The following is a 26,578-nucleotide window of genomic DNA, read 5'->3' on the forward strand; positions in this document are numbered from 1 at the left end:
GGTGGAAGGGCCGCGCCGTTCCTGTCATATTGGCCTGCGATACCGGGACGGGCCCGGTGGCAGCAGGACAGGAGCACCATGACCAGCCCCATCCAGCCGCGCCTTGCGGACCTTGACGAGACGCTTTTCATGCCTCGGGAGCTGTCCTGGCTCCGCTTTAATGATCGCGTGCTACAGGAGGCGGCGGATCCATCGGTGCCGGAAATCCAGCGGCTGCGTTACCTCGGCATATTCTCCAACAACCTCGATGAGTTCTTCCGTGTGCGCGTGGCCGAGGTGCGTCGGTTGATCTCCGTCTCCCGCGGTTCGACCCGGCAGCAGGCCAAGGACCTCCTCGCTGCGATCCAGGATTCGGTGGTCGCCTCCCAGCGTGATTTCGAGCGCGTTTACAACGAGGTCATGAAGGCCCTGCAGCGCCGACGGATCTACATGGTCAACGAGCGTCAGCTGGAGCCAAACCAGGCCGAGTTCGTGCAGCAGTATTTCACCAGCACAATCCTGCCGGAGCTGGACCCGATTCTCTTCTACGAGGGTCAGTCTATCCCCGTGCTCAATGACGAGTCCCTGTACCTCGCCATCGATCTCGTGGCGGAAAAGCGCCATACCTACGCGGTGGTCGAGGTACCCACGGATCGGCTTAACCGCTTTGTCGAGATCCCCCGGCGAAAGGGCAAGAGCGGCCGCGTTTTCATCGCCCTCGATAATGCGATCCGCGCCTGTCTGCCGCAGATGTTCCGCGGGATCCTGTCGATCGAAGAGGCCTCCGCTTTCTGCTTCAAGTTTTCCCGCGACGCCGAAATTGAGCTCGACGCCGGCATTACCGAGAGTCTTATCGAGAAGATGGCGACCAGCCTGAAGCAGCGCCAGCGGGCGGACCCGGTGCGTTTCGTCTACGACGGCAGCATGCCCCGGCACCTGCTCGATTTTCTGGTGGCGCGCTTCGATCTGGGGAAGTACGACAGTCTCATCCCCGGCGGCCGCTATCACAATTCCAAGGACTTCATGAGCTTTCCCCGGATAGGGCCGAAATATCTTGAACTCAAGCCGCTGTCGCCGGTTCGCGTGCCCGAGCTCGATGCAGCTAACAGCATCTTCGAGAACATCCGCGAGAAGGATATTCTGCTCTACTATCCCTACCATCCCTTCGATTACGTGATCGACCTGCTGAAGACCGCGGCCCTGGATCCGGCGGTCGAGTCCATCAGGATCTGCCTTTACCGGGTGGCCAGCGAGTCCCGGGTCGTGGATGCGCTGCTCAACGCGGTTGCCAACGGCAAGCGGGTACGGGCGGTGGTGGAGTTGGCGGCGCGCTTCGACGAGGCGGCGAACATCAACTGGGCGCAGCGCCTCACGGAGGGGGGCATCGAGGTCATCTTCGGAATCCCCGGCCTCAAGGTGCACAGTAAGCTGCTGCTCATTGAGCGTCGGGAGCAGGGTGGCCTGCGCTACTACAGCCATATCGGCACCGGCAACTTCAACGAGAAGACAGCACGGCTCTACACGGACTTCACGCTGCTCACCTACGACCAGACCATCGGCGAGGACGTGGCCAATGTCTTCGATTTCCTGAAGTACACTTACAAGCGCCCCGAGTACCGGCTGCTGCTCGTCTCACCGCATTCCACGCGGCCCGCGATTCTCGACATGATCGACACGGAGATCCGCAATGCGCGCAAGGGTTACCGCGCGGCGATCACCCTGAAGTGCAACAATCTCGTCGACAAGCAATTGTCCCTGAAGCTCTATGAGGCCAGCGAGGCCGGAGTAGAAGTGCGCCTGATCATCCGCGGCATGTGCTCGCTTCTGCCCGGCGTGCCCGGCCGCTCGGACCATATCGCTGGTATCAGCATTGTCGATCGCTACCTCGAGCACCCGCGGGTCTACGTATTCTACAACCGCGGCAAGCCGCGTTATTTCCTCGGTTCGGCTGACCTCATGACCCGCAATCTCGACTTCCGGGTGGAAGTTCTGGTGCCGATCTTCGACGCCGGGGCGCAGCGTGTGCTGCAGGATGTCCTTGATATCCAGTGGCACGACAATCAGAAGGCGCGGATCATCGATCCGCTGCAGAAGAACGAGTTCGTCACAAGACGGAAAAAATCGGCGGCCCTGCGCTCCCAGGAGGCGATCCAGCGCTACCTGGCCACCGGCAAGCGGCCGCGCTACCCGCGTTCGAACATGCTGCCGGCGCCGAAGCGCCGCTGAGGCTAAAGGTCGTTGCCTGCGCCGGCAGTTGTCCCGGGCGCCGTTTTTTTCGGTGCCGGTTTTTTCTTCGCGGCGGCTTTCCCGGGTGTGACTTTCTTCCCTGGGGCTTTCTTCCCCGGCGCTTTCTTTCCAGGTCCGGATTTCTGCGTGGGCGCCGCCTTGCGGCCGACTGGCAGCTTGGGCTTGCTCTCCGCACCGGCGCCGGTTCTTCGCGCCGGACGGCCGCTCCTGGGGACCCCGGCACGGCGGCTGCGTGCCGGTGCCGGCGCGGTCCCTGCGACCACCTCCAGCTCGACAAGGGCCTCCTCGAGATGGTCAATCATGCGCTGGACCTGCGGCAGCGAGCGGCGGCAGGCGACGATGCCGAAGTCGAGCTTATCAACGTAGCTGACCATGGTGATATTCATGGCGAAGCCGTCGAAGACGATAGAGGCAGGGTAGATGCCGTCGAGGCGCGCGCCATTCCAGTAGAGGCGTTCCCGCGGCCCCGGGACATTCGAGACTACGGTGCTGAAGGCCGGGTAGCGGGATGCGAGGCCGAGTACGGAGGTCAGCAGGGCTGGTAGCTGAGTGAGCTGCATGAACAGTGCCGCCTCCCGGGGGGACAGGGAGCGCAGCAGGTCCTTGCCGGCGCGCATGGAGTTCTGGATTGTGCGCAGGCGCTTCTCCGGGTCGTAGACGTTCGTGGCCAGGTCTGCGGTGATAAAGCCGACGGCGTTGGTAGAGTCGAGGTCCGTCTCCTCGCGCAGGGAGACCGGCGCCATGGCCTTGAGGGAGTGGCGGGGCAGCTCGTCGCGGGTCAGCAGATACCGGCGCAGGGCGCCGGAGCACATGGCCAGGACAACGTCGTTCACCGTGGCATCCATGGCCTTGCTCACCGCGCGCACGCGATGGAAGTCGAAAGACTGAGCGACAAAGCGGCGGGCGCCGGAGACGCGGGTGTTGAGCGTGGTTTTGGGGACATTGTGCCAGGGCACGGCGAGGTTGCCGCCCCGGCCGACGAAGGCAGCGCCGAAGCGACGCATGGCCGTGACCAGGTGCATGGAGGAATCGTACTGATGCTTTACGGCCTCGATCACGTTGCGCAACTCTGCCTGCTTCGGCGGAGCCGGCTTGCTCCGCGAACCGAAGCGCTGCTCTTTGTAGAGCTCATAGGCCTCAAGGGAAAAGGGACCGTAGTCGATGCGCTCGTTCGGATCCTCAGCGCACATACTGCGCGTCAGGTGCATGGCGCCCACGCCGTCGATGGCGGCGTGGTGAATCTTGTTGTAAACGGCGAACTGGCGGTTTTGCAGGCCTTCGATGAGGTGCAGCTCCCAGAGCGGTCGGGTGCGGTCGAGGAGGGTGGTGTGCAGCCGGGAGGCGAGGGCGAATAGCTCCCGGTAGCGACCCGGTGCCGGCAGTGCCGAGTGGCGCACGTGATAGTCGAGGTCGATGTGCTCATCTTTCTCCCAGTGCAGCCCGGTCCTGCCGGTGACCACGTACTCGCCGAAGGGCTTTCTGAACGCGGTGGTACCGCGGAGCAACTCGCGCAAATCGCCGAGGAACTCGCGCTCCGAGGCGCCGCCGGGCAGCGTGAACAGGTTGATGCCGCCCACGTGCATAGGGGTCTCGCGCTTCTCCAGGAGGAGGAAGCCGGCACTGGTCAGGTCAATGCGGCGCATGGGTGCTCCTCGCCTCGTTGCTCTTATACGTTTGCCAGCAGTGTACCGGAATGGCGGCACTGCGCCACAGCATTACCCGGGGTCCGGGCCGTTCGCGAGGGGGCCGGTTACACCCTCACTCCCCGGGGTGCAGCTCGCGGAGAAGACCTGCGCGATCCGGGCGCTGAGCCGGTGCAGCTCCGACATGCTCAGGCCTCGCTGGCGAACACGTAACTGCGCGGCAGGAAGCAGTCGCTGCTGGCCTCCTCGATAAAAGGCGCGTAGGGGCCGGAGACCGTGTGGTGAAGGAAGTCGCCGGTGCCCGGGTAAGGGTAAAGGGCATCGTAGCGGGCCACGCGCTCCGCATCGACGCGTCGGTAGATGTGCGACCGGTTCAGCTCCCCAGGCTTGCGCAGCCCTGCCGAAGAGACCATGTCCAGGAGCGCGTGAACGGTCTCGCGCTGGTAGCGTGCGACGCGTTCACCCTTGTCTTCCACGTCCAGGCCGCGGGTCAGCCGCGGGTCCTGGGTGGTGACTCCCGTGGGGCAGCGATTGGTATTGCAGACCAGGGACTGCACGCAGCCCAGGGCCAGCATCATGCCCCGGGCGCTGTTGCAGAGGTCCGCCCCCAGGGCCAGCGCCTTGGCGAGATGAAAGGCGGTGATTAGCTTGCCGGAGGCGATGACACGGATGTCGTCGCGCAGGCCGAAGCCGATGAGACAGTCGACCACGAAGGCCAGCCCGTCGCGGAGGGGCATGCCAACGGAGTTGCTGTATTCCAGGGGCGCGGCTCCGGTGCCGCCTTCGCCGCCGTCTACGGTAATGAAGTCCGGCTTGATACCCGTTTCCACCATGGCCTTGCAGATGGCGATGAACTCGCTCTCCCGGCCGACGCAAAGCTTGAAGCCCACGGGCTTGCCCGCGGCCAGGGTGCGCAGCTGCGCGATGAATTCAAGCAGCCCCCGGGGCGAGTCGAAGGCCGTATGAGCGGACGGCGACACCACCTCCGTGTGCGGCTCGACGCCGCGGATGCGGGCGATGATCTGACCATTCTTGCTCGCCGGCAGGATACCGCCATGGCCGGGTTTGGCGCCCTGAGAGAGTTTCACCTCGATCATGCGCACCGCGTCTAGGGCTGCCGTGTCGGCGAAGCGCTCCGATGAGAAACTGCCGTCAGGGTTGCGGCAGCCGAAGTAGCCGGTGCCGATCTGCCAGGTGAGGTCACCGTCGTAGGCCCTGTGGTAGTCGGAGAGCCCGCCCTCGCCGGTGTTCTGATAAAAACCGCCGAGCTGTGAGCCCTTGTTCAGCGCCCGGACGGCGTTTGCCGACAGCGCGCCGTAGCTCATGGCGGAAACGTTGAGCAGCGAGGCTTCATAGGGCCGTGTGCAGTCCGGGCCGCCGATGCGGACCCGGGGGTTTTTGTCGAGGTCCGCCAGATTAAGGGCGGCAATGGAGTGCCCGATCCATTCGTAGCCCTCGTGGTGGGTGTCGACGCGGGTACCGAAGGGAATGGTGTCGAGATCGCCCTTGGCGCGCTGGTAGACGATGGAGCGGAACATGCGGTTGATCGGTGCGCCGTCCATGTCCGATTCCAGCAGGTACTGGCGCACGAAGGGACGGAGATACTCGGCCAGCCAGCGGGCCCGGGCAAAGAGGGGAAAGTTGCGCCGAAGGCTGTGCTCCCTCTGCGTAAGGTCGTATAGACCGAGGCCGAAGGTCCCCAGGAGCAGCAGGAAGAGGAGCCAGGTGAACAGTCGATCAAGGCCCGCGGCGTAAAGGGCCAGCAGGGCGAGGGCATGCAGCGCAAAAAACAAGGTGCTGGCCATGGGGCCTCCTCGGTAGCGGGAGCATCTGCGGGGCAGTGTACCGGAAGGCAGTGCTGTGGACAGAGGCCTCAGGCAGCCCCGGCGGTCTCCGCGCGCCGGGCGATGACCCGGGTCCAGCCGCGGAACAGGAACAGGTGAGCCGGTACCAGCGAATACCAGTAAAGAAGGCCCCAGACGCCCCGGGGGTGCCAGTAGGCGTTGACCGACAGCCGCGTCCGGCCGTCTCCCTCCGGCTTGAGCTCGAATTCCAGCACGCCGGCTCCGGGGGCTTTCAGGCCGAAGTAGAGTGTGAGGTGCCGCGGCGGATCGATGCCGATCACGGTCCAGTAGTCGATGACGTCGCCGAGGCGGAGGTCATCGGGATCGCGCCGGCCGCGGCTGAAGCCGGCGCCGCCGGCCAGCCAGTCGACAAGTTCGCGCAGGGTCCACAGCCAGTTCATGTAGTAGTAGCGATTGTGGCCGCCGAGGCGGATCAACTGCGCCCAGACGGCCGCCGGAGGCGCCGCGGCGAGGGCCGAGCCGCCAGCGCGCTTGGCGTAGAAGGCCGTGTCATGGCGGTAGCCCCGGTGGGCAAAGACGCCCTCGGTCCAGCGCGCCGCGACGGCGTGGCGCCGCTCTGCGGCAAAGGCGGCCTCGATGGCTGCCCGTACGCCCAGGAGGCGCTGCGGTATCAGGCGGCGCAGTGTATTGTCGTCGGCGTGAAAGTCGTGCCGGAGACCGCCTATGAGCGCCCGTGCGATATCTACGGGGACGGCGGTGGTGAGCCCGAGCCAGTAAGAGGAGAGCTGCGGGGTGAGCAGCGGCACGGGGATGATCCGCGGGCGCGGCTTGCCGGCCACGTCTGCGACCAGGCGCATCATATCAGTGTAGCTGAGGACATCGGGACCGGCGGCATCGAGGATCGCACCGGACGTTTCCTCAAAGCGCGGCACCTGCAGGAGGTACTCGAGGAGATTGTCCAGCGCGATGGGCGGCGACTTGGCGCGCACCCAGCGCGGCGTGAGCATCACCGGGAGGTTCAGGGTCAGGTCACGCATGACCTCGAAGGCCGCGGAGCCGGCACCGATAATAATGCCGGCACGTAATTCCGTTACCGGCACCGTGCCCCGGCGCAGCTCCTCGCCGGTTTCGCGGCGGGAGGCCAGGTGGGCGCCACTCGCTTCCTCCGGCAGGAGCCCGCCCAGATAGACAATGCGACGTACGCCGGCCTCCGCGGCGGCGGCTGCGAAGTTCGCTGCCGCCTCAAGGTCTAGGCGCGTGAAGGCGCTCCCCGCCGCCATGGAGTGAACCAGGTAGTAGGCCGTATCCACGCCCGCCACCGCCGCGCGCAGCGTCGCCGGCTGCAGTGCATCGGCCTGCACCAGCTCCACGTCGCGCCAGCCTCGGGCCGCGAGCACCTCGTAGCTGCGCGCGGCGGCACGCACGGGGACGCCGGCGCGGGCCAGGTAGGGTACAAGGTTACTGCCGATATAGCCGCTGGCGCCGAAAACGAGCGCCTGGGCCGGTGCTTCGGCGACTGTCATGGTGTTGCTCCGGAATAGCGGGAGCGCGTGATGATAGCGCAGTTTCCCCGGCAAGCTCCCAACACCCGGGCCTCAGGCTGGCGCTGTGGCGATCAGCCGTCGCGGCGTGCGTGGGGAGCCCGCCAGCACAGGGTAGGGAGCGGGTGCGGCGCGAGGAATGTGTGGACAGCCGCTGTACGAAAACAAAAAAAAGGCGCTACCAAAAGGGGGGGGGGGGGGTAGCGCCGAGGGGAGGGACTGTGTCGGCCCTGGGGCCGGAAACTGGATGTCATGCTCACTGCATGTGTCGAGCTCTGACTATGCCACGGCGGAGGCTAATACCTGACATAAATACTGAGTAATTAATATAGTAAATAGCTATCACCCGCGGACTTCTTGAAAGAGGACGTCGCAGCGTCGGCTGCAGCTGCTGCGGCCGTCAGGCGCCGTCCATGACCTGCACCACATCGCCTACCTCTTCCCGGGTCAGCTCCCGGATATCGGCGGCCAGGCGCCGATAGAAGGCCCGTGCCGGGGAGCCGCTGCGCCAGGCGAGCACGAGAATACGGGCTATGCCCTCGCCCTCGATATCGCGAACCGCAAGCCCCGTGTCGTCGTCGATTTCCGAGGCGATGTAGAGTGCGGGCAGGAACGCCAGGCCCATACCCATGACCACCATGACCCGCAGCGCGTCAAGGCTCGTTCCCTGATAATCGCGCAGCAGCTCAGCGCCGAGGCGTGCGCAGGCCTGTTCCACAAGTTGCGAGAACAGATGTCCCTGTTCTGTGGTCAGGATCTGTTGCCCGGCGAGGTCCCTGCCGATCAGACGTGGCTTCTGTGCCAGAGGGTGATCGACCGGCATGACCAGGCGGATGTCCTCGCGCAGGAGCGTTTCGGACTGCAGGTCCCGCGAGTTGATCGGCAGGGCGGTCACGATCATGTCGTATTCTCCGCGTTCCAGTCCTTCTTCGAGGCGGCGCACGGAATCCTCACGCACGTAGAGCTTCAGGTCTTCGTACCGTTCATGCAGCCGGGGCAGAATCCGCGGCAGCAGATAGGGCCCGAGGGTGGACTTCACGCCCAGGCGGTAGGTGCCTGCGGCACCGCCGCGGGAGGCGTCGGCGGCACTGGCGAGTTCCTCGGCGGCCTCAAGGACCCGTCGGGCATGCGGTTCCAGCCGCCGGCCTGTGGGTGTCAGGCGGGCCCCGCTGCGGGTGCGCTCGAACAGCGTCACCCCCAGGGTGGCTTCCGCCCGGGCGATCTGCGCGGTCAGGGTCGGCTGGCTGATGGCGAGCTCGTCGGCGGCGCGGCGCAGGCTGCCGCAGCGGGCGACGGCCATGAAATACTCGAGCTGGCGCAGCGTGGGACGATCGGTCACGCCCGTTCCCCCGGAAAGAGCCAGCGGCGGATCGTGGTGGGGTCGCTGATCACCACCTGCTGCGCTGTCGGCGCTGCAGGCTCCCGGCCCGGGTCCAGCTGCAGCCGTTGCAGTACGTAGGGTACAAGGCAGCCCCGGGTCTCGATGACCAGTTCACCGTGCGTCATGCCGTAGTCCGTTGCGACCACGGTCTGTTGCGCCGCCGAGAGCCGGGGGTCCGGACACAGCCGCAGCTGCACCCGTTTCTGCCAGGCTTCGTCTCCGGCGGCGCCCCGGGGGGAGCTGTCCATCATGTCGGGCTCGCCGCGGAAGCGACTGAGTACGAAGTCCCGGTAGCCGGCGTTCTTTTCGCACCAGGCGCGCACGTGCCAGCGCAGGCCCGTGTAGACCAGCGTGTGCGGCACGATGATGCGGCCCTCCCGGTCCGGGTTGTTCACGGAGACATAGTCGACGTCGATGCGTCGCTGCTGCCGCGCAGCCTGCAGAATGGGACGCAGCGTGGCGGCCTGCACATCGCGCACGGGCAGCCCCAGTACTTCGATGTTGTCGAGGCCCAGGGATAGTGACTCGAAGACGTTGGCGAGTTCATTGTTGCGGGCCGCCAGCTGAAGGTACTCATCGGCAAGCCCGGCGGTCACCCGGGGCGTGAAGGTGGGGGAGGGGATGTAGCCCTTGAGGTGCTTGTCGTACTCGATGTTGTCCGGGGCCACTTCCCGCCGGTAGCTGTTGATGTCCTTGCTGGCCTGCTGGCGCCCGATGCCGAAAGTCTCGCAGAGGTGGCGGGTCGTCAGGCGCCCTTCCCACAGGGTGATGATCTCGATGTAGCGGTAGCGTAGCAGCAGGTCCCAGCGAAAAGGCCAGGCGCCGTCCCGGTGACTGCCCATCGGTGACCTCGAGGCGGTGATTTTCCGCGAGCATACGGGGCCCGCGGGGGAATGCAAGCGCTGCTCAGGTGAGCGTGAAGCGGCAGCTCTCTGCGCCCGTGGCGCAGCACTGGGTTTCGACGCACTTCATGTGTTTGTCCACGAGCACATTGAAGAGACGCTGAAACACCGCCGCGTGCCAGTCGCAGAGCGGGCGGTCGGCGTGCTCACCCCGCACCACGGGGTTGTCGACCAGCTCGAAGACCAGAGGCTGTCGCGACACCACCCGGAAGCGGCCCGAGCCCGCGAAGGTCCAGGCATGCTTTTCAATCGAGCTGGCAAGGATCGGTGCCGCGAGCCAGGAGGGCATCTTGCGGATGACTTGCCGGGCAATGGGCGGTATGCGGTGCGCCAGGATGTAGTCGCCGGTGCGCTCACCGGCCTCCCGGGCGAGCTCTGCGGCCTGGGCCGGGTACTGACGCCGCAGCGCCTGGTGCAGCGCCGCCGCCGGCTCCTCAGGCATCAATCCATCGTCCGGGGGCAGCTCCCTGAGTCCCGCGCTGGCCAGCAGTCGATGCCTGGCAAGGGGGCCAAGCTGTGCATCCAGCACGGGCACAAGCTGCAGAACGCTGTTCGGACCGATGCGGGCGCCACCGGCGCCGGCGTTGCCGGCTCCCCGGGGGGCCGCCACCTCAAGCGCGCCCTGCCGCATCCATCTCTGCCTCGCTGAGCTGCTCGTCGCCGCCGCCGCAGGCCTTGATGGCACTGTCTGCGACTACGGCGTCTGTCGCCAGCATGTCATAGGCATCTGTCTGCTCGGCCTGTTTGCGAGCCCGCGCCTGAGCGGCGCGATCCTGCATGGACTGCCAGTCGTCGAGCTGGGCCTTGGCAATCTTCCGTGTGGTATCGAAATGGAAGTCCACCTTGTTCTTGGACTGGGGCCCCCAGTAGCCCGCCTTGCCCAGGTCGTAGAAGGTGCGTGCAAAGCCGGCCTTGGCGAAGGCTTTCAGGCAGCCGAGGAGGTAGCGCCGGCGAAAACCGGTGCCGCGCCAGGGATAGTGGAACAACGCTTTCTTGATGTAAAAGCGACGATAGTTGTTCATGACCCGGTCGAGGAGCTCCCCCCGGTCCATGGCCTCAGGCTTCATGATCGGCGTCACGAAGTTGTATTTGGAGAAGTCGAACACCTCGACCTTGTCGCCGAGGTCCTGGAACAGCGGCGTGAAGGGCCAGGGCGTGTACATGGCCCAGTTGGCCAGGTCCGGCTGCCAGTCCCAGGCCATGCGGTAGGTTTCTTCAAGGGTCTCGGCGGTCTCGTTGTCGAGGCCGACGATGAACTGCGCCTCGATGAAGATATCGGCGTTGCGCAGCAGTTCAATGGCCCGCCGGTTGTCCTCGACCTTGGTTTCCTTGTTGAACTGGTCGAGTTTCATCTGCGCGGCCGCCTCGGTCCCGAGGCTGACGTGCACCAGTCCTGCGCGACGGTACAGTGGCAGGAGTTCTTCGTCCCGGAGAATATCCGTCACCCGGGTGTTGATGCCCCACTTGACCTTATCGGGCAGGCCCCGGGCGATAAGTTCCTCGCAGAACTGAATGAACTTCTTGCGGTTGATGGTCGGCTCCTCATCCGCGAGGATGAAGAAGCCCACGCCCTGTTCGTTGACGAGTTTCTCGATCTCGTCCACTACCTTGATCGGGTCACGCACGCGGTAGTCCCGCCAGAACTTCCATTGGGAGCAGAAGGAGCAGGTGAAGGGGCAGCCCCGCGCCATGTTGGGAATAGCGACCTTGGTGTTGAGCGGGATGTAGATGTACTTGTCCCACTCAAGGAGAGACCAGTCGGGATCGAGGGCATCCAGGTCCTTGATGGTGGGCGCCGCCGGTGTTGCAACAATCTCGTTGCCATCCCGGTAGGCGATACCGCGGATCTGGTCCCGGGTCTGCAGGTATTCGCCGCGGTTCACCGCTTCCATGAGGTTGGTGAAGATCTCTTCACCTTCGCCACGGACGATCACGTCGACCCAGGGCGCTTCGGAGAGGACCTGCTTGAACATGAAGGTCGCATGGATGCCGCCGAGAACCCGCAGGGCCTGGGGCACATGTTCCCGGGCGAGCTCGAGGAGCCGCTCGGCCATGTAGATCGACGGGGTGATGGCCGTGGTGCCGATGACATCCGGCTGCAGTTCCACCAGGCGCCGCACGACCTCGTCTTCCTCAAGGTTGTGGGTCATTGCGTCGATGAAGTGAATGTCGTTGAAGCCGGCCTTGCGCAGGTGTCCGGAGAGGTAGGCGACCCACGCGGGGGGCCAGCTGCCGGCGATTTCCGCACCGCCGGAGCGGTAGTTGGGATGGACAAAAACGATTCGCATGGGCCCGTACCTCCCTCTGACTGTCAATTAAAGTTAACACATGACATTGGCAACTTAAATTGACACGGATCAACGTGAGGGGCGGGGTGCCTGTCTTTGTCGCGGGGGCTGAGATCTCTATGTCGCACAGTTCCGGGGCGAGTGCGGGAACCTTCGCTCAGTCGCTCCCCGATACACGCTTTGTGAGCGAAGGTTCCCGCACTCGCCCCTGAAGCCCTGCTTACTTTCCGCCGGGTTGCTCTTCCAGAGCGGTAGGGTCGGCGGCTGGGGGATGCCCCCACCAAGCGTGTATCGGGGAGCGACTGGGGGCATCCCCCGGCCGTCGGCCCGGAAATTTGCGATGATGAAAACGTCGGGGGTCCCGCCCAGGCAACGCTAAGGGACTATCCCGCACTCGCCCGGGTCTCTTGCGAATAGCCAAAAAAACCGCCGCGGGGCAGGGGCCCGGCGGCGGCTCGTCGCGGCGGCGGATCAGCCGTTCATGGCGTCATCCATCGCGGCTTCGGCCTCGTCAGCGGCTTCCTCGGCACCCGCCTTGGCATCCTCGGCCATCTCTTCCATGGCGTCGCCGGCTTCCTCTGCACCTTCCTCGGCCTCGCCCGTCATAGCGCCGGCCATGTCCTCGGCCTCGGCCATGGTTTCCCTGGCCGCTTCACCGGCCTCATCCATGGCTTCCCTGGTCGTGTCGCCGGCCTTGTCCATCGCGCTCTTGGTGGACTCGCCGACCTTGTCCGCGGTTTCCTTCATGCTGTTGGTCGCGCTGTCCACGTCGTCCTTGCTGCAGCCAGCGAGGGCCAGGGTGGATACCAGCAGTGCGCCCAGTACGGTTTTCGCGTTCATCTCGCTATCCCCTTCCTTGAATGTCCGTTGTCGATTGTGTTGTCGATCGCGGGCACGGATCACTACACTGCGCCACGCCGGGGCGGTGAACCCGCCAACCGTCAGAGGAGGCTATAACGAAAGGCCGGACGGGTAAAGGACCGTCCCCCACCCCGTGATCCGAAGCCGACCCGGTGCGTAGCTTACCCACAGCCCCTGAGAGGAAACCGTCATGACTCTACCCACGACTCTGCCCGGGACGCCACCCGGCACCCTGACCAGGTCCCTGCGGTTGCCGGCCGCCATCATTTTCCTGGCCGTGCTGGTCCTGCTGCGGCCCGCCGCCGCCAGCGCGGAGCTCGCCGTGGGCGACCCGGCGCCGGACTTCGAGCTCCAGGCCTCCGATGGCCGGACCTACCGCCTTGCCGATTTCCGCGGCGAGCAGCCGGTGGTGCTGGCCTGGTTCCCGCGGGCTTTTACTTCCGGGTGCACCGTCGAGTGCAAGTCCCTGGCGCGTAGCGGCGGTGCGCTTCGCCGCTTTGATGTCAGCTACTTCATGGCGAGCACGGACCCGGTGGAGAAGAATGCGGCTTTTGCCGAGGAGACGGAGGCCGACTTTCCGCTGCTGTCCGACCCGGAGGGGGACGTGGCCCGGGCCTACGGGGTCTACACCATGGGCTTTGCCAAGCGACATACTTTCTATATCGATCGCGACGGAAAGATCGCCTTTATCGACCGCTCCGTGCGGCCGAGCACCTCGGCGGAGGACATGATCGCCCGCCTCGAGACCCTGGGTGTGCCCCGGCAGTGATCCGAGCGCCGGCGCTGTACTAGCGCCGGCGCGGCAACGGCGTAGAATACGCGGCCTCTTGAAGACCGGGGGGTTTCGTGTTCTCGTTTGCCACGCTCAGGGAGCTGTTTCGCCTGGCACTGCCGATGGTTGTGTCCCAGGGCGCCTTTGCCCTGATGATGTTCGCGGACCGCTTTTTCCTGTCGCGTATCGACGCCACCCACGTGGCCGCGTCGCTTGGCGGCGGTGTGACCTTCTTCCTCACGGTCTGCTTCTTTAACGGCATCCTGTCTTACGGCAACGCCCTTGTCGCTCAGTATTACGGCCAGCGTCAGCTGGAGCGCTGCCCTCGGGTTGTGACCCAGGGAGCCCTGATTGCCCTGGGCAGCCAGCCGCTGATCCTGCTCGCCGCGCTTCTCCTCGGCGACCTGTTCCTGTGGATGGGCCACGAACCTGCGCTTGCGGAATTGGAGCGGCGCTATTTTCTGACCCTGCTCGCCGGTGCCTTCCTGTTTCTCCTCAAGAATGCCCTGGCCTCTTATTTCTCAGGTATCGGGCGCACGCGCGTGGTCATGATCTGCGATGTGACCGGTGTCTGCCTGAACATTCCCCTGTCCTACCTGTTCATTTTCGGCAAGCTGGGGCTGCCGGCCCTGGGGATTGCCGGCGCAGCGCTGGGCACGGTGATCGCCGGCGCTTTCACGATCGGACTCTACGCGCTCTTTTACTTCAACGCCGTGCACGCAGCGCAGTTCCGCGTCTACGAGTCCTTCCGCTACGATGCCCGCATCCTCCGCCGCTTCCTGCGCCTGGGCTTCCCGTCGGGGCTGGAGGTGTTCATCGGCGTCGGCACCTTCAATCTCTTCCTCCTTCTGTACCAGTCCTACGGCGTCGCGGAGGGGGCGGCGATGGCCATTGTGTTCAATTGGGACATGCTCTCTTTTGTCCCGCTCATGGGCCTGAATATCGCCGTAATGAGTCTGATCGGACGCTATGTCGGCGCCCGGGATCTGTCCCGGGCCACCCAGGTGATCAGCGCCGGGCTGCTGCTCGGCCTCGGCTATTCCGGGGTGCTGGCGCTGTGCTTCCTGCTGTTCCGCGTGCCGCTACTCGAGGTGTTCGCAACCCCCGGTGCAGACTTCGCGCCGATCCTGGCCATCGGTCAGCCGATGATGGTGGGTATGGCCTGTTACGTGATGGCTGACGCGGTGATTCTGGTCTGCGGTGGCACCCTGCGCGGCGCCGGAGACACGCGCTGGATGATGGGCACCTCCATCGTCGTGCACCTGGTGATGCTGGCGTTGCAGTTCTGGTTGATCCTGGGACTCGCGGTAAGCCCGCTGGTGAGCTGGTGGGGTTTCGTCGCCACACTCATCGTCAATGCGGTGCTTTACGGCTGGCGCGTAGTCGGCGGCTACTGGCGTCACCCGGACCGGCTGGCCCGCGCCCTGGCGGAATAGCCCCGCAGGCGCTTGTCAGTGTCCCGGCTGTCACTGCACCGGATCACTAGAGATTCAGCACCCGCCGCAGCAACCCTTCCTGGCCGCGGTCCTGCTCCCGGGCAGCGAGCAGCCCTTCCAGCTGTACCTCGATGCGCCCGGCAACCTCATCGCGCAGCGCTTCCAGTCGCGCCCTGCCGACCCGTTTGCCGCGCAGCGCCGAGAGGTCAAGCGCTTCAGCAAAGCCCAGATAGCAGCGCTGCGGCCGGGGCAGCAGGGTGCCGAGACTACCCCGCGCCAGCGGTGGCACGAGGTCCCGGCGCAGGTCCTTTGGCAAGAGACCCCGGGCCGAGAGCCAGCGGGCCGGGAAACTTTCCGCGAGGCTTTCGCCCTCGACGAGGTGTGCGTAAAAATCGTCGGGGCCGACCAGCCCGAAGGGAACAATGCGGTAGCCGTGCCGCGCCGCCAGCCGTACGAAGCCGAGCCGGTCCTTCCATTGCAGCCGGTACTTCTCGGCTTTGCTCTTGACCGCTTCGTGGGCGCCGCCGGGGAAGACGAGGATGTCCTGGCGCGCGGCCATGAGAGCGCTGCAGACCTCCGGGTGTCCCATGGTCGCGCCGCGGCTGACCAGGAAATCGGCGAGGCGCGGCGCCGTGAACAGGAATTTGTCACCCATGGGTCTGAGGAAGCGGCCGTAGTCGTGGAGCATGAGCGGCAGCACGACCAGGCCATCGACGGCGAAGAGCCCGTGATTACCCACGAACAGGCAGGGCTCTTCCGGGAGCCGCTCGGCACCGACTACGATGGGGCTGAACCACTGCTGCATGCAGCGGTAGGCCAGCGCCAGCTCCCAGCCGCCGGCCGGGCGAACGGAGAGGGCGCGCTCGACGTGCCGACGGCGGGCCTCGGCGTCGGCCAGGGGTTCGTTGTCGGTGGCCAGAAGTTGGTGGGGCAGCATTGCCTGCGCTCCTTCGGGGCTGACGGCGGAGTATAGCCGGGCAGGGCGCGGCGCGCAGGGCGGCTTCACGGGCGCGGCGAAGTCGGCTAAAGTCCAGCGATCTTCCCCGGGAACCGAGAGACAAGACCATGACTGATAAGGCCCTGCAGATCCAGTCCCTGCTGCGTGAAGACCAGGTGCTTGAGGTGCGCCTGGCCGAGGTGCCCGTGCCCACGCCTGCAGCGGACGAGGTGCTTGTGCGCGTCGAGGCGGCACCGATCAATCCGTCGGACCTGGGTCTGCTCTTCGGCGCCGCTGACATGAGCACCGCCCGCGCCACGGGTACGGCGGAGCTGCCCGTCATCGAGGCCGATGTACCGGCGAGCGCCATGCACATGATGGCCGGTCGCCTCGGCCAGGCGCTGCCCGTCGGCAACGAGGGAGCCGGCACGGTGGTTGCGGCCGGCGACGACGGGGCGGCGCAGGCGCTGCTCGGGAGGACCGTTGGCGTCTTCGGCGGGGAACTTTACAGCCAGTACCGCTGCGTGAAGGCATCGCAGTGCCTGCCCCTGCACGAGGGTACAACGGCAGAGCAGGGCGCCTCCTGTTTCGTGAATCCGATGACGGCCCTGGGCATGGTTGAGACCATGACCATGGAGGGGCACAAGGCGCTGGTGCATACCGCGGCGGCATCGAACCTGGGCCAGATGCTCAATCGGATCTGCCTTGCCGACGGTGTTCCGCTCGTCAATATCGTGCGCAAGGCCGAGCAGGCGGCACTGCTGCGCGAACTCGGTGCGCGCCACGTGGTCAACAGCAGCGCCGACAGCTTTGTTGATGACCTCACGGCCGCGCTGCGCGAAACGGGCGCGACCCTGGCCTTCGATGCCATTGGCGGCGGCCGTCTGGCGAGCACGATCCTGGGCTGCATGGAAGCCGTTGCCGTGGAGCAGATGGGGGCCTACAGTCGCTACGGCTCCGACGTTTTCAAGCAGGTCTACGTCTATGGGGCCCTGGATTTCTCCCCCACCACGCTCAATCGCAATTTCGGTTTCGCCTGGGCGTTGGGTGGCTGGCTGCTGCCGAACTTTCTGCAACGCGCCGGCGGCGAGCGCATGCAGCGTATGCAGCGGCGCGTGGCCGATGAGTTGACGAGTACCTTTGCCAGTCACTACACGGCCCGCGTTTCCCTGGCTGAGGCACTTTCTCTCGAGGCGCTCGCGGTCTATGGACGTCAGGCCACGGGGCAGAAGTTCCTGATTAGCCCGCAGCGATGATGCGCCTCGCGGCTGCCCTGCTCGTCGTTCTTGTCCTTGCCGGAGGCCTTGCCGTTGCCGGCAGCTGGCAGGGGGCGAGCACCCTGGGCCTGCCGGTGTTCGCGCTCTGTGCCGCCGGCGCGTTCCTTATCCAGTGGCTGGTGTTCGTGCCGTCCTTTCTGGCGCGCACGGAACATTTCTATGACCTGACCGGGAGCTGCACCTACCTGCTGTTGACGGTGGTTGCCTACCTCGCGGGCCCCGGCGGGCCGGCACGGCTGCTGCTGGCAGCCATGGTCCTGCTCTGGGCCCTGCGCCTGGGCACCTTCCTCTTCCGCCGCGTGCGCCAGGATGGCGGCGACGGTCGCTTTGACCGTATCAAACAGAACGGACCGCGCTTTTTCTTCACCTGGACGCTGCAGGGGCTCTGGGTGCTGGTGACCGCCGGCGCAGCCTGGGCGGCCCTTGGCAGCGCCGCCCCCGGTACGCTCGATCCCGTGACGCTGTGCGGTGCCGGGCTCTGGCTGGCCGGTTTTACGCTGGAGGTCGTTGCTGATGCACAGAAACGTGCCTTCAGGCGTCGGGCGGGAGCCGGGATTTTTGTTGAAGAGGGCCTTTGGCGCTATTCCCGCCATCCGAACTACGCCGGCGAAATCCTGCTCTGGCTTGGCGTGGCCGTGGCGGCATTGCCGCTGCTCTCGGGGTGGCAGCTGGTGACGCTGGTGTCGCCGCTGTTCGTCTACCTGCTGCTGACCCGGGTCAGCGGTGTGCCCCTCCTGGAGAAGCGCGGCCGGGAGCGCTGGGGCGACGATCCGGCTTACCGCCGTTACCTGGAACGCACGCCGGTGCTCTTTCCCTGGTCACGGCGTGGCTGAGCCGGGGCCTTAGCGCTTCCGATAGGGGATGTCGCAATAGGTGATTCCCCGGCGCGGCCGCGCGCCCTGGCCGTCAAGGTAGAGCCGCAGGGAATTCATGGACAGGTCGATGTTGCCGGTGGGGCCGAGGTAGCAGTGCTCCAGCGACAGCCGGCCGTCGTCGTCGCGCAGGTCGAAGGGATAGTAGGGGATGAGCATGGAACTCCCCTCGCGGAAGGCCACCCGGTCCGACGCCACATCGGTGATTACCGGTGAGACGATGCGCCATTCCTGTTCTTCTTCGAAGGCGGGGTGCTTGAGCACCGCGGCAATGCGCAGCAGGTCGCCCTCGATGCGTTGGAACAGGGGCAACCAGGGGTTTTCACCGCGCTCCTCGCCGGCAAAGGCGGCACCGAGCTGTTCCACCGCATCGATGATGTTTCCTATGAGCCGGTCCTGCTCGCTCGGCGCATAAATGCAGCGCCCCACCTGGAAGTCCTGGGCCTCGGCGGAGGCCAGGATATGCGCCGGGGCCATGCCCAGGCTCACCCCCTTGCCATGGACACTGTAGCCGCGCCACTGGCTGAGCAGGTTACCGTTGGCGCGGAAAGAGGCGCCGAAGAGCATGGGGCCGCTGACCACCCGGTGCGACAGCCATTCCAGGAAGGCATTGAGCAGGGCGGGGTTGTCGACGCCGGCGAGAATCCGGCGGGTTACCTGTCTGCCGAGCAGGTCCAGGGTGTGCCGCAGCTCCGTGGAATCGTTCATGTAGCGTATGTCGCTGGCGCGCAGCTCGGCGCTGCCGACGATGCCGAGCACGCCCGCCAGCGACGTGTAGTGGTAGAGCGTTTCCCGCGGGGGGGTGGCGAAGAGCTGGCGCGTGAGAACGTCGAACATGGCGTCATTATCGGCACACCGGTGCCACGCCGGCAATGTCCGGCGTCCGATTGTTGCGCTGTTCTCAGTCGCCGGCGCGGGGTACGGCGGCCAGCAGTGCCTGCGTATACGGATGCTCCGGCGCCCCCAGTATCTGCTCTGTGCTGCCGGTTTCCACGAGTTCACCATTGCGCATGACGCCGACGCGGTGGGCTAGCCCCGGTACGATCGACAGATCGTGGGTGATGAAGAGCATGGCCACGTCGTCTTCCCGCTGCAGTTCAGCCAGGAGGTCGAGCACGTCGGCGCGGATGGAGACGTCGAGAGCGCTGGTGGGTTCGTCGCAGATGATCAGTTCCGGCTCCACGGCCAGAGCGCGGGCGATGGCGACACGCTGCAGCTGCCCGCCGGACAGCTCATGAGGATAGCGCCGCGCACAGTCGGCCGGGAGCCGCACGCGCTCGAGGAGCGAGGCCACCCGTGCCTCGCGCCGATGCTCGGAGGTTTCCACGCCCAGGCTGAGCATGCCCTCGGCGATGATCGCGCCGATAGCCATGCGTGGGTTCATGGAGCTGTAGGGGTTCTGGAAAATCACCTGGATGCGCCGCCGGTAGGCCTGCCTCGCCTTGTGTGCCAGGCCGTCGATGCGGGTGCCGTCGAAGTGGATCTCGCCGCTGCTGGCGTGCTCGAGGCCGAGGATCGCCCGGCCCAGGGTTGACTTGCCGCTCCCGGATTCGCCGACGAGGGCAAAAGTCTCACCGCGGGCCAGGGTCAGGGAGACACCATTCACGGCCCGGGTGACGTCCTGAACCCGTCGCAGGAGTCCACCGCGCACGGGGAAGTGTACCCGGAGCTCCGTCACCGACAGCAGCGGCGGCGCCTGGATCGGCGCCCGATAGGTGTCTTGACGGGGCAGGGCGTCGATCAGGCGCCGGCTGTAGGCTTCCTTCGGCGCCGCGAAGAAGGCCGCAACGCTGGCCTCCTCGATAATGCGCCCGCGATACATGACCCCGACACGGTCTGCGCTCTGGCGCACCACGCCCATGTCGTGGGTGATGAGCAGTACCGCGAGGCGCCGCGAGCGTGCAAGTTTCTGGATCAGCTCGAGGACCTGCTTCTGGATGGTCACGTCGAGGGCCGTGGTCGGCTCGTCGGCGATGAGCACCTCCGGTTCGCAGGCCAGGGCCATGGCGATCATGATTCGCTGCTGCTGGCCACCGGAGAGCTGGTGCGGGTAAAAATCCATGCGCTGCCGGGGGTCCGGGATGCCCACCTCCTCAAGGAGCGAGGTGACCCGGTCGCGGAGCGCCGCTCCACGCAGCTTCGTGTGCAGCCGGAGCGTCTCCGCGACCTGACGGAACACGGTCTTTACCGGGTTCAGGGCACTCATGGGATTCTGGAAGATCATCGCCATGCGCCGACCGCGAATAGTCTGCATGCGCGCTTCCGGCAGGGCAAAGAGGTCCGTAGCGCCCATAAGGGCGCGACCGCTGCCGATATGGAGCGCCTCCGGCAGCAGGCGCATGCCGGCGAGGGAAGTAATGGATTTGCCACTGCCGGATTCACCGACCAGGGCGAAGATCTCGCCGGCGCGCAGGTGGATGGCGACATCCTTGACCAGGGCCTCGGCCGTTTCCGTCAATATTACGGAAAGGCCCTCAAGGGTCAGCGTATCGGCTTCCGTGTTCATGCGGCCTCCGGTCCGAGCCGCGTGCGCGGGTCGAAGGCGTCGCGGACCAGGTCCGCGAACAGGTTGGCAGAGAGCACGAGGAGGAACATGAACAGGAAGGCACCGCTCAGGGTCCACCAGATTGCCGGTTCCCGGGAGAGCTCCGAACGCGCGCCGTTGATCATATTGCCCCAGCTGCCCATGCTCGGGTCCACGCCGACGCCGATGTAGGAGAGCACGGCCTCTGCGAGCACCAGGGCGCTGAAGTCCAGCACGAAAGTAATAAGGATGATGTGCACGGTGTTCGGCAGGATGTGGCGAAGGAGGATGCGCCCATGGCTTACGCCGAACGCGTGGGCGGCCTGCACGTAGCCGAGTTGGCTGATCTTCAGGGTCTCGGCACGGATCAGCCGGCAGAGGGTAGACCAGCTGGTAACGCCGAGGATGAAGCATAGGGCGATGAACTTGGCGTCCGCTTTCTCAAGGCCCGTCGGGAAGGCATCGGGGTTCAGGTCGATGTAGACCTGGAACAGGAGCACCGCCGCGGCAATGAGGAGAATGCCCGGTATGGAGCTCAGCGTGGTGTACAGGTACTGCACCGCATCATCCACCCAGCCCTTGAAATAGCCTGCACAGACGCCGAGGGTGACGGCGATCGGCAGCATGATCAGGGTGGACAGGGCGCCGATCAGTACCCCGGTGCGGACCCCCTTTAGCGACTGGTAGAGCACGTCGGCGCCGCCGAGATCCGTGCCGAGGACGTGGTAATGGCGGCTGATGCTCACCAGCCACACCGCAGTGCAGGCGAGGATACCCTGCACCAACCAGCTACTGGCCCAGGGCAGGCTGCTGCCGCGTAGCAGCCACCACTGCGGCAGGATCAGCAATACAGCGAGGGCGAGCCCCCCGCCCAGGGCCGGCGCGCTGCGCCGGACCACGTCGGCCCACTTTTCTGTAGGGTCGGCGAGCTGCGCGCCGGCGTGGCGCAGCGGCGGGAAGTCGCGCACGGTGTTGCCGGCCTCGTCTTTGAGGGTCTGTTTTTCGAAGGAGCGCAGGGCGAAGGGCGCCGAGTAGGTGCGCTCGAAGCGCTCACCCATGCCCGCGGTAAGCGTATCGAGAACGCTGCTGACCTGATTGTCGTAAAAGACCTCCCCGGTGCTGACTCCATCCGGCGGCGGCAGCGCCCTGCGGAAATGCAGTGAGTCGAGGAGGGCGACGCCGACGTAGGCGAGGATAACCGTAAAGGCGGCCATGCCGAGGCGGGAGGCAAAGACCTGGCGCCAGCGATCCCGCGTCTGCGGATCCCGGCGCAGACGCCAGAAGAACAGCACCAGGGCCGCCACAAGCAGGAAGATCAGCGCATCGGACCAGAGTATGACGGGTTTCATGGACTTCGCCGTTTCCTAGGACAGGCGGACCCGGGGGTCGGCCCAGGTATAGGAGATGTCGGTTAGGATCAGGCCTACGATATAGAGAATGGAGCCGATAAACACCATGCTGCGAACGATGGCGAAGTCCTGGGCGTTGATGGCGTCGAGCATGTAGGAGCCAAGCCCCGGGATACCGAAGAAGGACTCGATAAGCAGGCTGCCCATGAACAGCATCGGTACGAGCACGACTACCCCGGTGAGGATGGGAATAAGCGCGTTGGGAAGGATGTGCCGGAACAGCACCGCGAGTTCGCTGCAGCCCTTGGCCCGCGCCGTGCGCACATAGTCCTGGTTGGCTTCCTCGAGGAAGAGTGTGCGATACCAGCGAGCACCGGCGCCGATACCGGCGACCACGCCGACGAGTACCGGCAGCAGCAGAAACTTCCAGACCTCCGCACCGCTCAGAAAGCCGCTGATGGGCACGAGGCGCCAGGTCTTGGCCACCAGGTACTGGCCGCCGATGATGTAGAAGAGGTAGGAAATGGACATCAGCGCCACGAACACGATCACCGCCGCGCGGTCCAGGCGGCTGGCATGGAACATGACCACCATGAGGGCTACGCAGATATTGACACCGATCCCCACAAGGAAGGTAGGCAGGACCACGGCCAGACTGGGCCCCATGCGCCGGCGCACGTCTGTGCTGATATCGCGACCGCTTTCAGAACGGCCGAAGTCGAAGGCGAAGAGGCGTACCGATTTAGCGAAAAAGATGGTCTCGGTGACGGTCTCCAGGCCGTCGGCGCCGGCGTTGTAGAACAGTGGCTTGTCGTAGCCGTTTTTTGCCTTCCAGTTTTCGATGGCTTCCGGTGTGACGTACTTGGCCCCGAGCTGGGAGACGGCCATATCGTCCGGCGAGTTGACCACGAAGAACAGAACGAAGGTGAGCAGGTTCACGCCGATAAGAATCGGGATCGCGTAGAGCAGGCGCCGGATGATGTAGGCGAACATGTCGGTTACTCCGCTAGCGCGCCGTCGCCCGCTGCCGCCGCCGGTAGGCGATGACAGCGGGGAGGAGCAGGGCGGTGATCAGGGCCGCGCCGGCATAGAGCGGCCAGGTCACCGGCTGGTTCCATGCCCGGCGCTTCTGTTCCCGCAGTGCGGGATTGATGCGCAGATACTTCAGGGTGTTCTTGGAAATGCCGTGGCGCTTGGTGTTGTGCACCCAGGCGTTATTCAGATACACATCCTTCGGGTAGTAAGCGAAAAGCCAGACCGCGTCCTCCCGGTAGAGCTCAACCATGCGTTTGACCATGGCCGCGCGAGCAGGCCCCGGGGGAGCTACCCGCATGGCCTCGAACAGTTCGTCGTATTCCGGGCGCTCGTAGCTGGCGTTGTTCGCGCCGTCGCAGTTGCACAGGAGAGGGCTCTCCGGTCCGTAAAGCAGAAACAGGAAGTTCTCCGGGTCCGGATAGTCCGCCAGCCAGCCGTGCGAGAAGATCTGGGTGTTGCCCGTGAGCAGCTTCTCGCGGGTGCGGTTCCAGTCCGCGGGGCGGAATTCCACCTGTACACCGATGCGCGAGAAAGCGCGGTCGATCCAGTTCATGCTGGTGGTGGAAATGGCCTGGCTTTGTACATCGATGAAGATCTTCAGCGGCTCACCGGTGCGCGCATCGCGCCCGTTCGGGTAGCCGGCCTCGACCATGAGCTGGCGGGCTTCCTCGATCGGCTTGCGCCGGGCCTCGCCGTCTACCCAGTCATGGGTGTAGGGGTTGATGCCCTCGGCTCCTCCCTTGTGCCCCGGGATACCGGGCGGGATTGGCGAATGGGCCACGATGCCGTTGCCCTTGTAGAAGATGTTCAGATACTCCTCGACGTCGAAGGCGATCTGCAGCGCGCGGCGCAGCTTGCGCCGCTCCTCCGTGTAGCCACCGAGCACCGGGTCGCGCATATTGAAGCCGTAGTAGTAAATGCCCGGCTTTACATCCGGCGAGAGCGTGATGCCGTGGTCGGCGAGATCATCGGCGAGCTCGAGGCCCTCGGGGCCGACGACGAAGGCGCGGTCAAAGACGCTGTTGGTATTGCCGTGGACCTCGCCGGAGCGGTCGTAGTAGCCCTGGAGGAATTTGGTCCAGAGCGGCAGTACGGCCTTTTCCAGACGGAACTCTGCGCGGTCGATGAAGGGAATGGGCCTGCCAGCATCCTCCAGGAAACCTCGCTCCCGGTCGCCGGGCGCACCCTCGCTCGGGTACACGTCGCCGTGGTAGTTCGGGTTGCGCTCAAGCACGATCTCGCTGTTTGGATCGTTCCTGACCATCATGAACGGGCCGGAGCCGACGGGCCACCAGTCGAGGGTGAGGTTGCTCTCGGCGAAGCCCGGATTGTGGTAGAAACGGTCCACCTCAGCTGGTACCGGTGAGAAGAAATGCATAGCCAGCCAGTAAACGAACTGCGGATAGCGGCCGTTGATGGTGATGGTGTAGTTGCGCTCATCGAGGACGTCCACACCGGCGAGATCGAACTCACGCAGGTCCAGCCAGCCGTCCCGCGAAACTGCGTCCAGCTCCGCAGAAAGTGTCTCCATGCCGACGATGTACCGTCCCATGAAGCCGATCATGGGCGATCCGGCCCGCGGATCTGCGAGGCGCTTGATGGCATAGGCGTAGTCCTCTGCGCGCACCGGTCGCGCGTCGGTGTGCGCAAAGTCCGTGATCTGGCGGTAGCGGCGACCTTCGGCCGGATCGTCGAAGTGATAGCGCGCCCCGCCGTTTTCGGCGACAGCGAAGGCGGGGTGCGGCTGGTAGCGAGCGTCGGCGCGGACCGTGAGGTGATAGCGCGTGAAGGCGGCCTCGTCGACGCGCTCTGCCGGCAGTGGCTTACCCGTTGCGTCCAGGTAGCTCACGGCAGGCATGCGCTCGACGCCCAGGGGCTCAAGCTCGTAGGGACGCTTGAGGAAATGATAACCGAGGGGTGGCTCGTAGATCTGCATCAGAAACAGCGCTTCGTCCGAGGCGTAGGAAATCGCCGGATCGAGATGCTTGGGGGGCGCCGGCGACATCACCGAATAGTAGGTGACCTTGTCGCCGTCGGGCGGCGGATGGGGATTGTTCCAGGGACCTTTGCCGCAGCCTGCCAGCAGCAGACAGGCGGCCAGGGCAAGGGCGTGCAACGTCTGGGCGGGACGCTGATCGGGGCTGTCGGGCGCTGGCACGGCGTCCCACTTATTCAGGAAAGTGCGGAGCATAGCAAATTGTCGCCGCCAGGCTACCCCTCAGGCATCGGCAGCTGGGGTTGCCGTCCCGGTGTCGGTATCATGCGGCCGCGAAGCTGTGGAGACCGATCATGCAACGCCCAGCCGGGGATAGCGAGGGCCGCCTTCCCGTCGACGCCATTCTCGACGAGCTTGCCGCTGCGCTGGCAGGGCGGGGCGAGGCCCTGCTGCAGGCAGAGCCGGGGGCGGGCAAGACTACCCGTGTGCCGCTGCACTTTCTCAACGCGACCTGGCTCGCGGGCCGTAAGATCCTGCTGGTAGAGCCGCGGCGCCTGGCCGCCCGCAGCGCTGCCGTTTTTCTCGCTGCGAGTCTCGGTGAGGCCCCGGGGGAGCGGGTTGGCTACCGTGTGCGCGGCGACAGCCGCATCGGCCCCCGCACGTGCCTCGAGGTGGTCACCGATGGTGTGTTCCTGCGCCTGCTGCAGGCAGACCCGGCCCTCGAGGACACGGGGCTTGTGATTCTCGATGAATTTCATGAGCGCAGCGTTGGCGCGGATCTCGCCCTCGCCCTGCTGCTGCAGGCGCGGTCCCTGCTGCGCGACGAGGATCCGCTGCGACTGCTGCTCATGTCCGCCACCCTGGACGGCCTTGCTGTGTCTCCGGTGCTTCCGGAGGCGCCCCTGTTACACAGCGCGGGCCGGGCCCACCCGGTGGCGCTTCGCTACGGTCCGGCAGCCGTCGCGGGGGAACTGCCGCTGGAGGCGCTCATCGATGCGGTGGGGCAGGCGCAGGCGGATGCCGCCGGTGATACGCTTGTGTTCCTGCCGGGGCAGGCAGAGCTCCGGCGCGTCGCCGCGGCTCTCGGTGTCGTCCCGGCGTCAGTGCTGCAGCTCCACGGTGGCCTCTCCCTGCCCCGACAGCAGGCGGTGCTTGCGCCGCCGGCGTCGGGAGAACGGCGTATTATCCTTGCCACAGACCTCGCCGAGACCAGCCTGACCCTGCCCGCCGTTGATGCGGTGATCGACAGTGGCCTGTGTCGGGAGCCGCGCTATGACCGCGCAACCGGCATGGGGCGGCTGCTGACGCGCCGGGTCTCCCGGGCGAGTGCGGATCAGCGTGCGGGGCGCGCCGGCCGCATCGGGCCGGGGCGCTGCTATCGCCTCTGGAGTCGCGAGCAGCATGAGCGCCTGGAGCTCCAGCGGACGCCACCGATCCGGCATGCGGATCTTGCGCCCCTGGCCCTGGAACTCCACGCCTGGGGTGCGCAGGACCCCGCGGAGCTCCCCTGGCTGGAGGCGCCGCCGCCGGCTGCCTTCGCCGCTGCCTGCGAGCTCCTCGAACGCTGCGGCGCCCTCACCGTGAGCGGCGGTCTGCGACGGATCAGCGACCACGGTCGGCGCATGCTGGCGCTGCCTGTGCATCCGCGGCTCGCCCACCTGTTGCTGACGGCAGCGCCGGGTGCGCCGCAGGCCCTCGCCTGCGACCTGGCCGCGGTGCTCGAGGAGCGGCCGCCGATGGATGCTGGTGAAGAAGTCGGCGCGCTGCTGGCCGCGGTCGCGGGGGGGCGGGGC

General features: G+C 65.8%; 20 protein-coding genes. 6 read left to right on the top strand and 14 right to left on the bottom strand.

Annotated features, from left to right (window positions below; translation table 11 throughout):
* The first annotated feature begins 78 nt into the window (after positions 1-78).
* Positions 79-2,205: a polyphosphate kinase 1 gene (gene ppk1 / locus HRUBRA_RS07955; protein WP_035516153.1), complete on the top strand. Its 2,127-nt coding sequence runs from the start codon at positions 79-81 to the stop codon at positions 2,203-2,205.
* A 2-nt stretch (positions 2,206-2,207) separates the two neighbouring features.
* Here ppk1 and HRUBRA_RS07960 read toward each other — a convergent pair whose 3' ends face one another.
* The 8 genes from HRUBRA_RS07960 to HRUBRA_RS07995 all read right to left on the bottom strand — a co-directional run bounded on the left by HRUBRA_RS07960 (position 2,208) and on the right by HRUBRA_RS07995 (position 12,626).
* Positions 2,208-3,869: a WS/DGAT/MGAT family O-acyltransferase gene (locus HRUBRA_RS07960; RefSeq protein WP_084592533.1), complete on the bottom strand. Its 1,662-nt coding sequence runs from the start codon at positions 3,867-3,869 to the stop codon at positions 2,208-2,210.
* Positions 3,870-4,057: 188 nt separating this feature from the next.
* Positions 4,058-5,674 carry an FMN-binding glutamate synthase family protein gene (locus tag HRUBRA_RS07965; protein ID WP_052094527.1) on the bottom strand — a complete coding sequence of 539 codons (1,617 nt, stop codon included), beginning with the start codon at positions 5,672-5,674 and terminating at the stop codon, positions 4,058-4,060.
* Positions 5,675-5,742: 68 nt separating this feature from the next.
* A complete protein-coding gene (locus HRUBRA_RS07970) occupies positions 5,743-7,197 on the bottom strand; it encodes a DUF2867 domain-containing protein (protein WP_035516154.1) in 1,455 nt (484 codons plus the stop codon).
* Between the two features lie 418 nt (positions 7,198-7,615).
* Entirely contained in the window at positions 7,616-8,554 is a 939-nt protein-coding gene (locus HRUBRA_RS07975; protein WP_035516156.1) for a hydrogen peroxide-inducible genes activator, read from the bottom strand.
* Positions 8,551-9,438: a helix-turn-helix transcriptional regulator gene (locus HRUBRA_RS07980; protein ID WP_035516157.1), complete on the bottom strand. Its 888-nt coding sequence runs from the start codon at positions 9,436-9,438 to the stop codon at positions 8,551-8,553. Before HRUBRA_RS07980 ends, HRUBRA_RS07975 begins: the two co-directional genes overlap by 4 nt.
* A 64-nt stretch (positions 9,439-9,502) precedes the next feature.
* A complete protein-coding gene (bchJ, locus tag HRUBRA_RS07985) occupies positions 9,503-10,129 on the bottom strand; it encodes a bacteriochlorophyll 4-vinyl reductase (RefSeq protein WP_084592534.1) in 627 nt (208 codons plus the stop codon).
* Positions 10,110-11,786, bottom strand: coding sequence for a magnesium-protoporphyrin IX monomethyl ester anaerobic oxidative cyclase (gene bchE, locus HRUBRA_RS07990; protein WP_035516159.1), 1,677 nt, complete (start codon positions 11,784-11,786; stop codon positions 10,110-10,112). The genes bchJ and bchE overlap by 20 nt, the downstream gene beginning before the upstream one ends.
* A 471-nt stretch (positions 11,787-12,257) precedes the next feature.
* Positions 12,258-12,626: a hypothetical protein gene (locus HRUBRA_RS07995; RefSeq protein ID WP_035516161.1), complete on the bottom strand. Its 369-nt coding sequence runs from the start codon at positions 12,624-12,626 to the stop codon at positions 12,258-12,260.
* A gap of 211 nt (positions 12,627-12,837) precedes the next feature.
* Between HRUBRA_RS07995 and HRUBRA_RS08000 the strand changes: the two genes are divergently transcribed.
* Both HRUBRA_RS08000 and HRUBRA_RS08005 read left to right on the top strand, forming a co-directional pair.
* A complete protein-coding gene (locus HRUBRA_RS08000) occupies positions 12,838-13,416 on the top strand; it encodes a peroxiredoxin (protein ID WP_084592535.1) in 579 nt (192 codons plus the stop codon).
* 77 nt (positions 13,417-13,493) lie between these two features.
* The gene (locus HRUBRA_RS08005) at positions 13,494-14,855 is read left to right on the top strand and encodes an MATE family efflux transporter (protein WP_035516162.1); all 1,362 of its coding nucleotides are present in this window, start codon (positions 13,494-13,496) and stop codon (positions 14,853-14,855) included.
* 46 nt (positions 14,856-14,901) lie between these two features.
* Here the strand turns inward: HRUBRA_RS08005 and HRUBRA_RS08010 are convergent, their stop codons facing one another.
* The gene (locus tag HRUBRA_RS08010) at positions 14,902-15,792 is read right to left on the bottom strand and encodes a lysophospholipid acyltransferase family protein (RefSeq protein WP_035516163.1); all 891 of its coding nucleotides are present in this window, start codon (positions 15,790-15,792) and stop codon (positions 14,902-14,904) included.
* A gap of 128 nt (positions 15,793-15,920) precedes the next feature.
* Here HRUBRA_RS08010 and HRUBRA_RS08015 point away from each other — a divergent pair, with 128 nt between their 5' ends.
* Together HRUBRA_RS08015 and HRUBRA_RS08020 are read left to right on the top strand one after the other, a co-directional pair.
* On the top strand, positions 15,921-17,048 hold the full coding sequence (locus tag HRUBRA_RS08015; RefSeq protein WP_035516164.1) for a zinc-binding dehydrogenase: 1,128 nt from the start codon (positions 15,921-15,923) through the stop codon (positions 17,046-17,048).
* Complete coding sequence (locus HRUBRA_RS08020) at positions 17,045-17,902, top strand: DUF1295 domain-containing protein (protein ID WP_035516165.1); 858 nt, start codon at positions 17,045-17,047, stop codon at positions 17,900-17,902. Before HRUBRA_RS08015 ends, HRUBRA_RS08020 begins: the two co-directional genes overlap by 4 nt.
* A 9-nt stretch (positions 17,903-17,911) precedes the next feature.
* On the opposite strand, the gene HRUBRA_RS08025 is transcribed toward HRUBRA_RS08020, so the two are convergent.
* From HRUBRA_RS08025 to HRUBRA_RS08045, 5 genes are all read right to left on the bottom strand, one after another.
* Positions 17,912-18,778, bottom strand: coding sequence for a DUF2971 domain-containing protein (locus HRUBRA_RS08025; protein WP_035516167.1), 867 nt, complete (start codon positions 18,776-18,778; stop codon positions 17,912-17,914).
* A gap of 64 nt (positions 18,779-18,842) precedes the next feature.
* A complete protein-coding gene (locus HRUBRA_RS08030; RefSeq protein ID WP_035516168.1) occupies positions 18,843-20,447 on the bottom strand; it encodes an ABC transporter ATP-binding protein in 1,605 nt (534 codons plus the stop codon).
* Complete coding sequence (locus HRUBRA_RS08035) at positions 20,444-21,814, bottom strand: ABC transporter permease (protein WP_035516169.1); 1,371 nt, start codon at positions 21,812-21,814, stop codon at positions 20,444-20,446. The genes HRUBRA_RS08030 and HRUBRA_RS08035 overlap by 4 nt, the downstream gene beginning before the upstream one ends.
* 15 nt (positions 21,815-21,829) lie before the next feature.
* A complete protein-coding gene (locus tag HRUBRA_RS08040; protein ID WP_035516170.1) occupies positions 21,830-22,807 on the bottom strand; it encodes an ABC transporter permease in 978 nt (325 codons plus the stop codon).
* 13 nt (positions 22,808-22,820) lie between these two features.
* Positions 22,821-25,040, bottom strand: a complete 2,220-nt coding sequence (locus tag HRUBRA_RS08045; protein WP_236629816.1) for an ABC transporter substrate-binding protein — start codon at positions 25,038-25,040, stop codon at positions 22,821-22,823.
* Positions 25,041-25,138: 98 nt separating this feature from the next.
* Between HRUBRA_RS08045 and hrpB the strand changes: the two genes are divergently transcribed.
* A partial coding sequence (gene hrpB, locus HRUBRA_RS08050; RefSeq protein WP_035516172.1) for an ATP-dependent helicase HrpB occupies positions 25,139-26,578 on the top strand: 1,440 nt, incomplete at its 3' end.

This window comes from Pseudohaliea rubra DSM 19751, assembly GCF_000764025.1.
GTDB lineage: Bacteria > Pseudomonadota > Gammaproteobacteria > Pseudomonadales > Halieaceae > Pseudohaliea > Pseudohaliea rubra.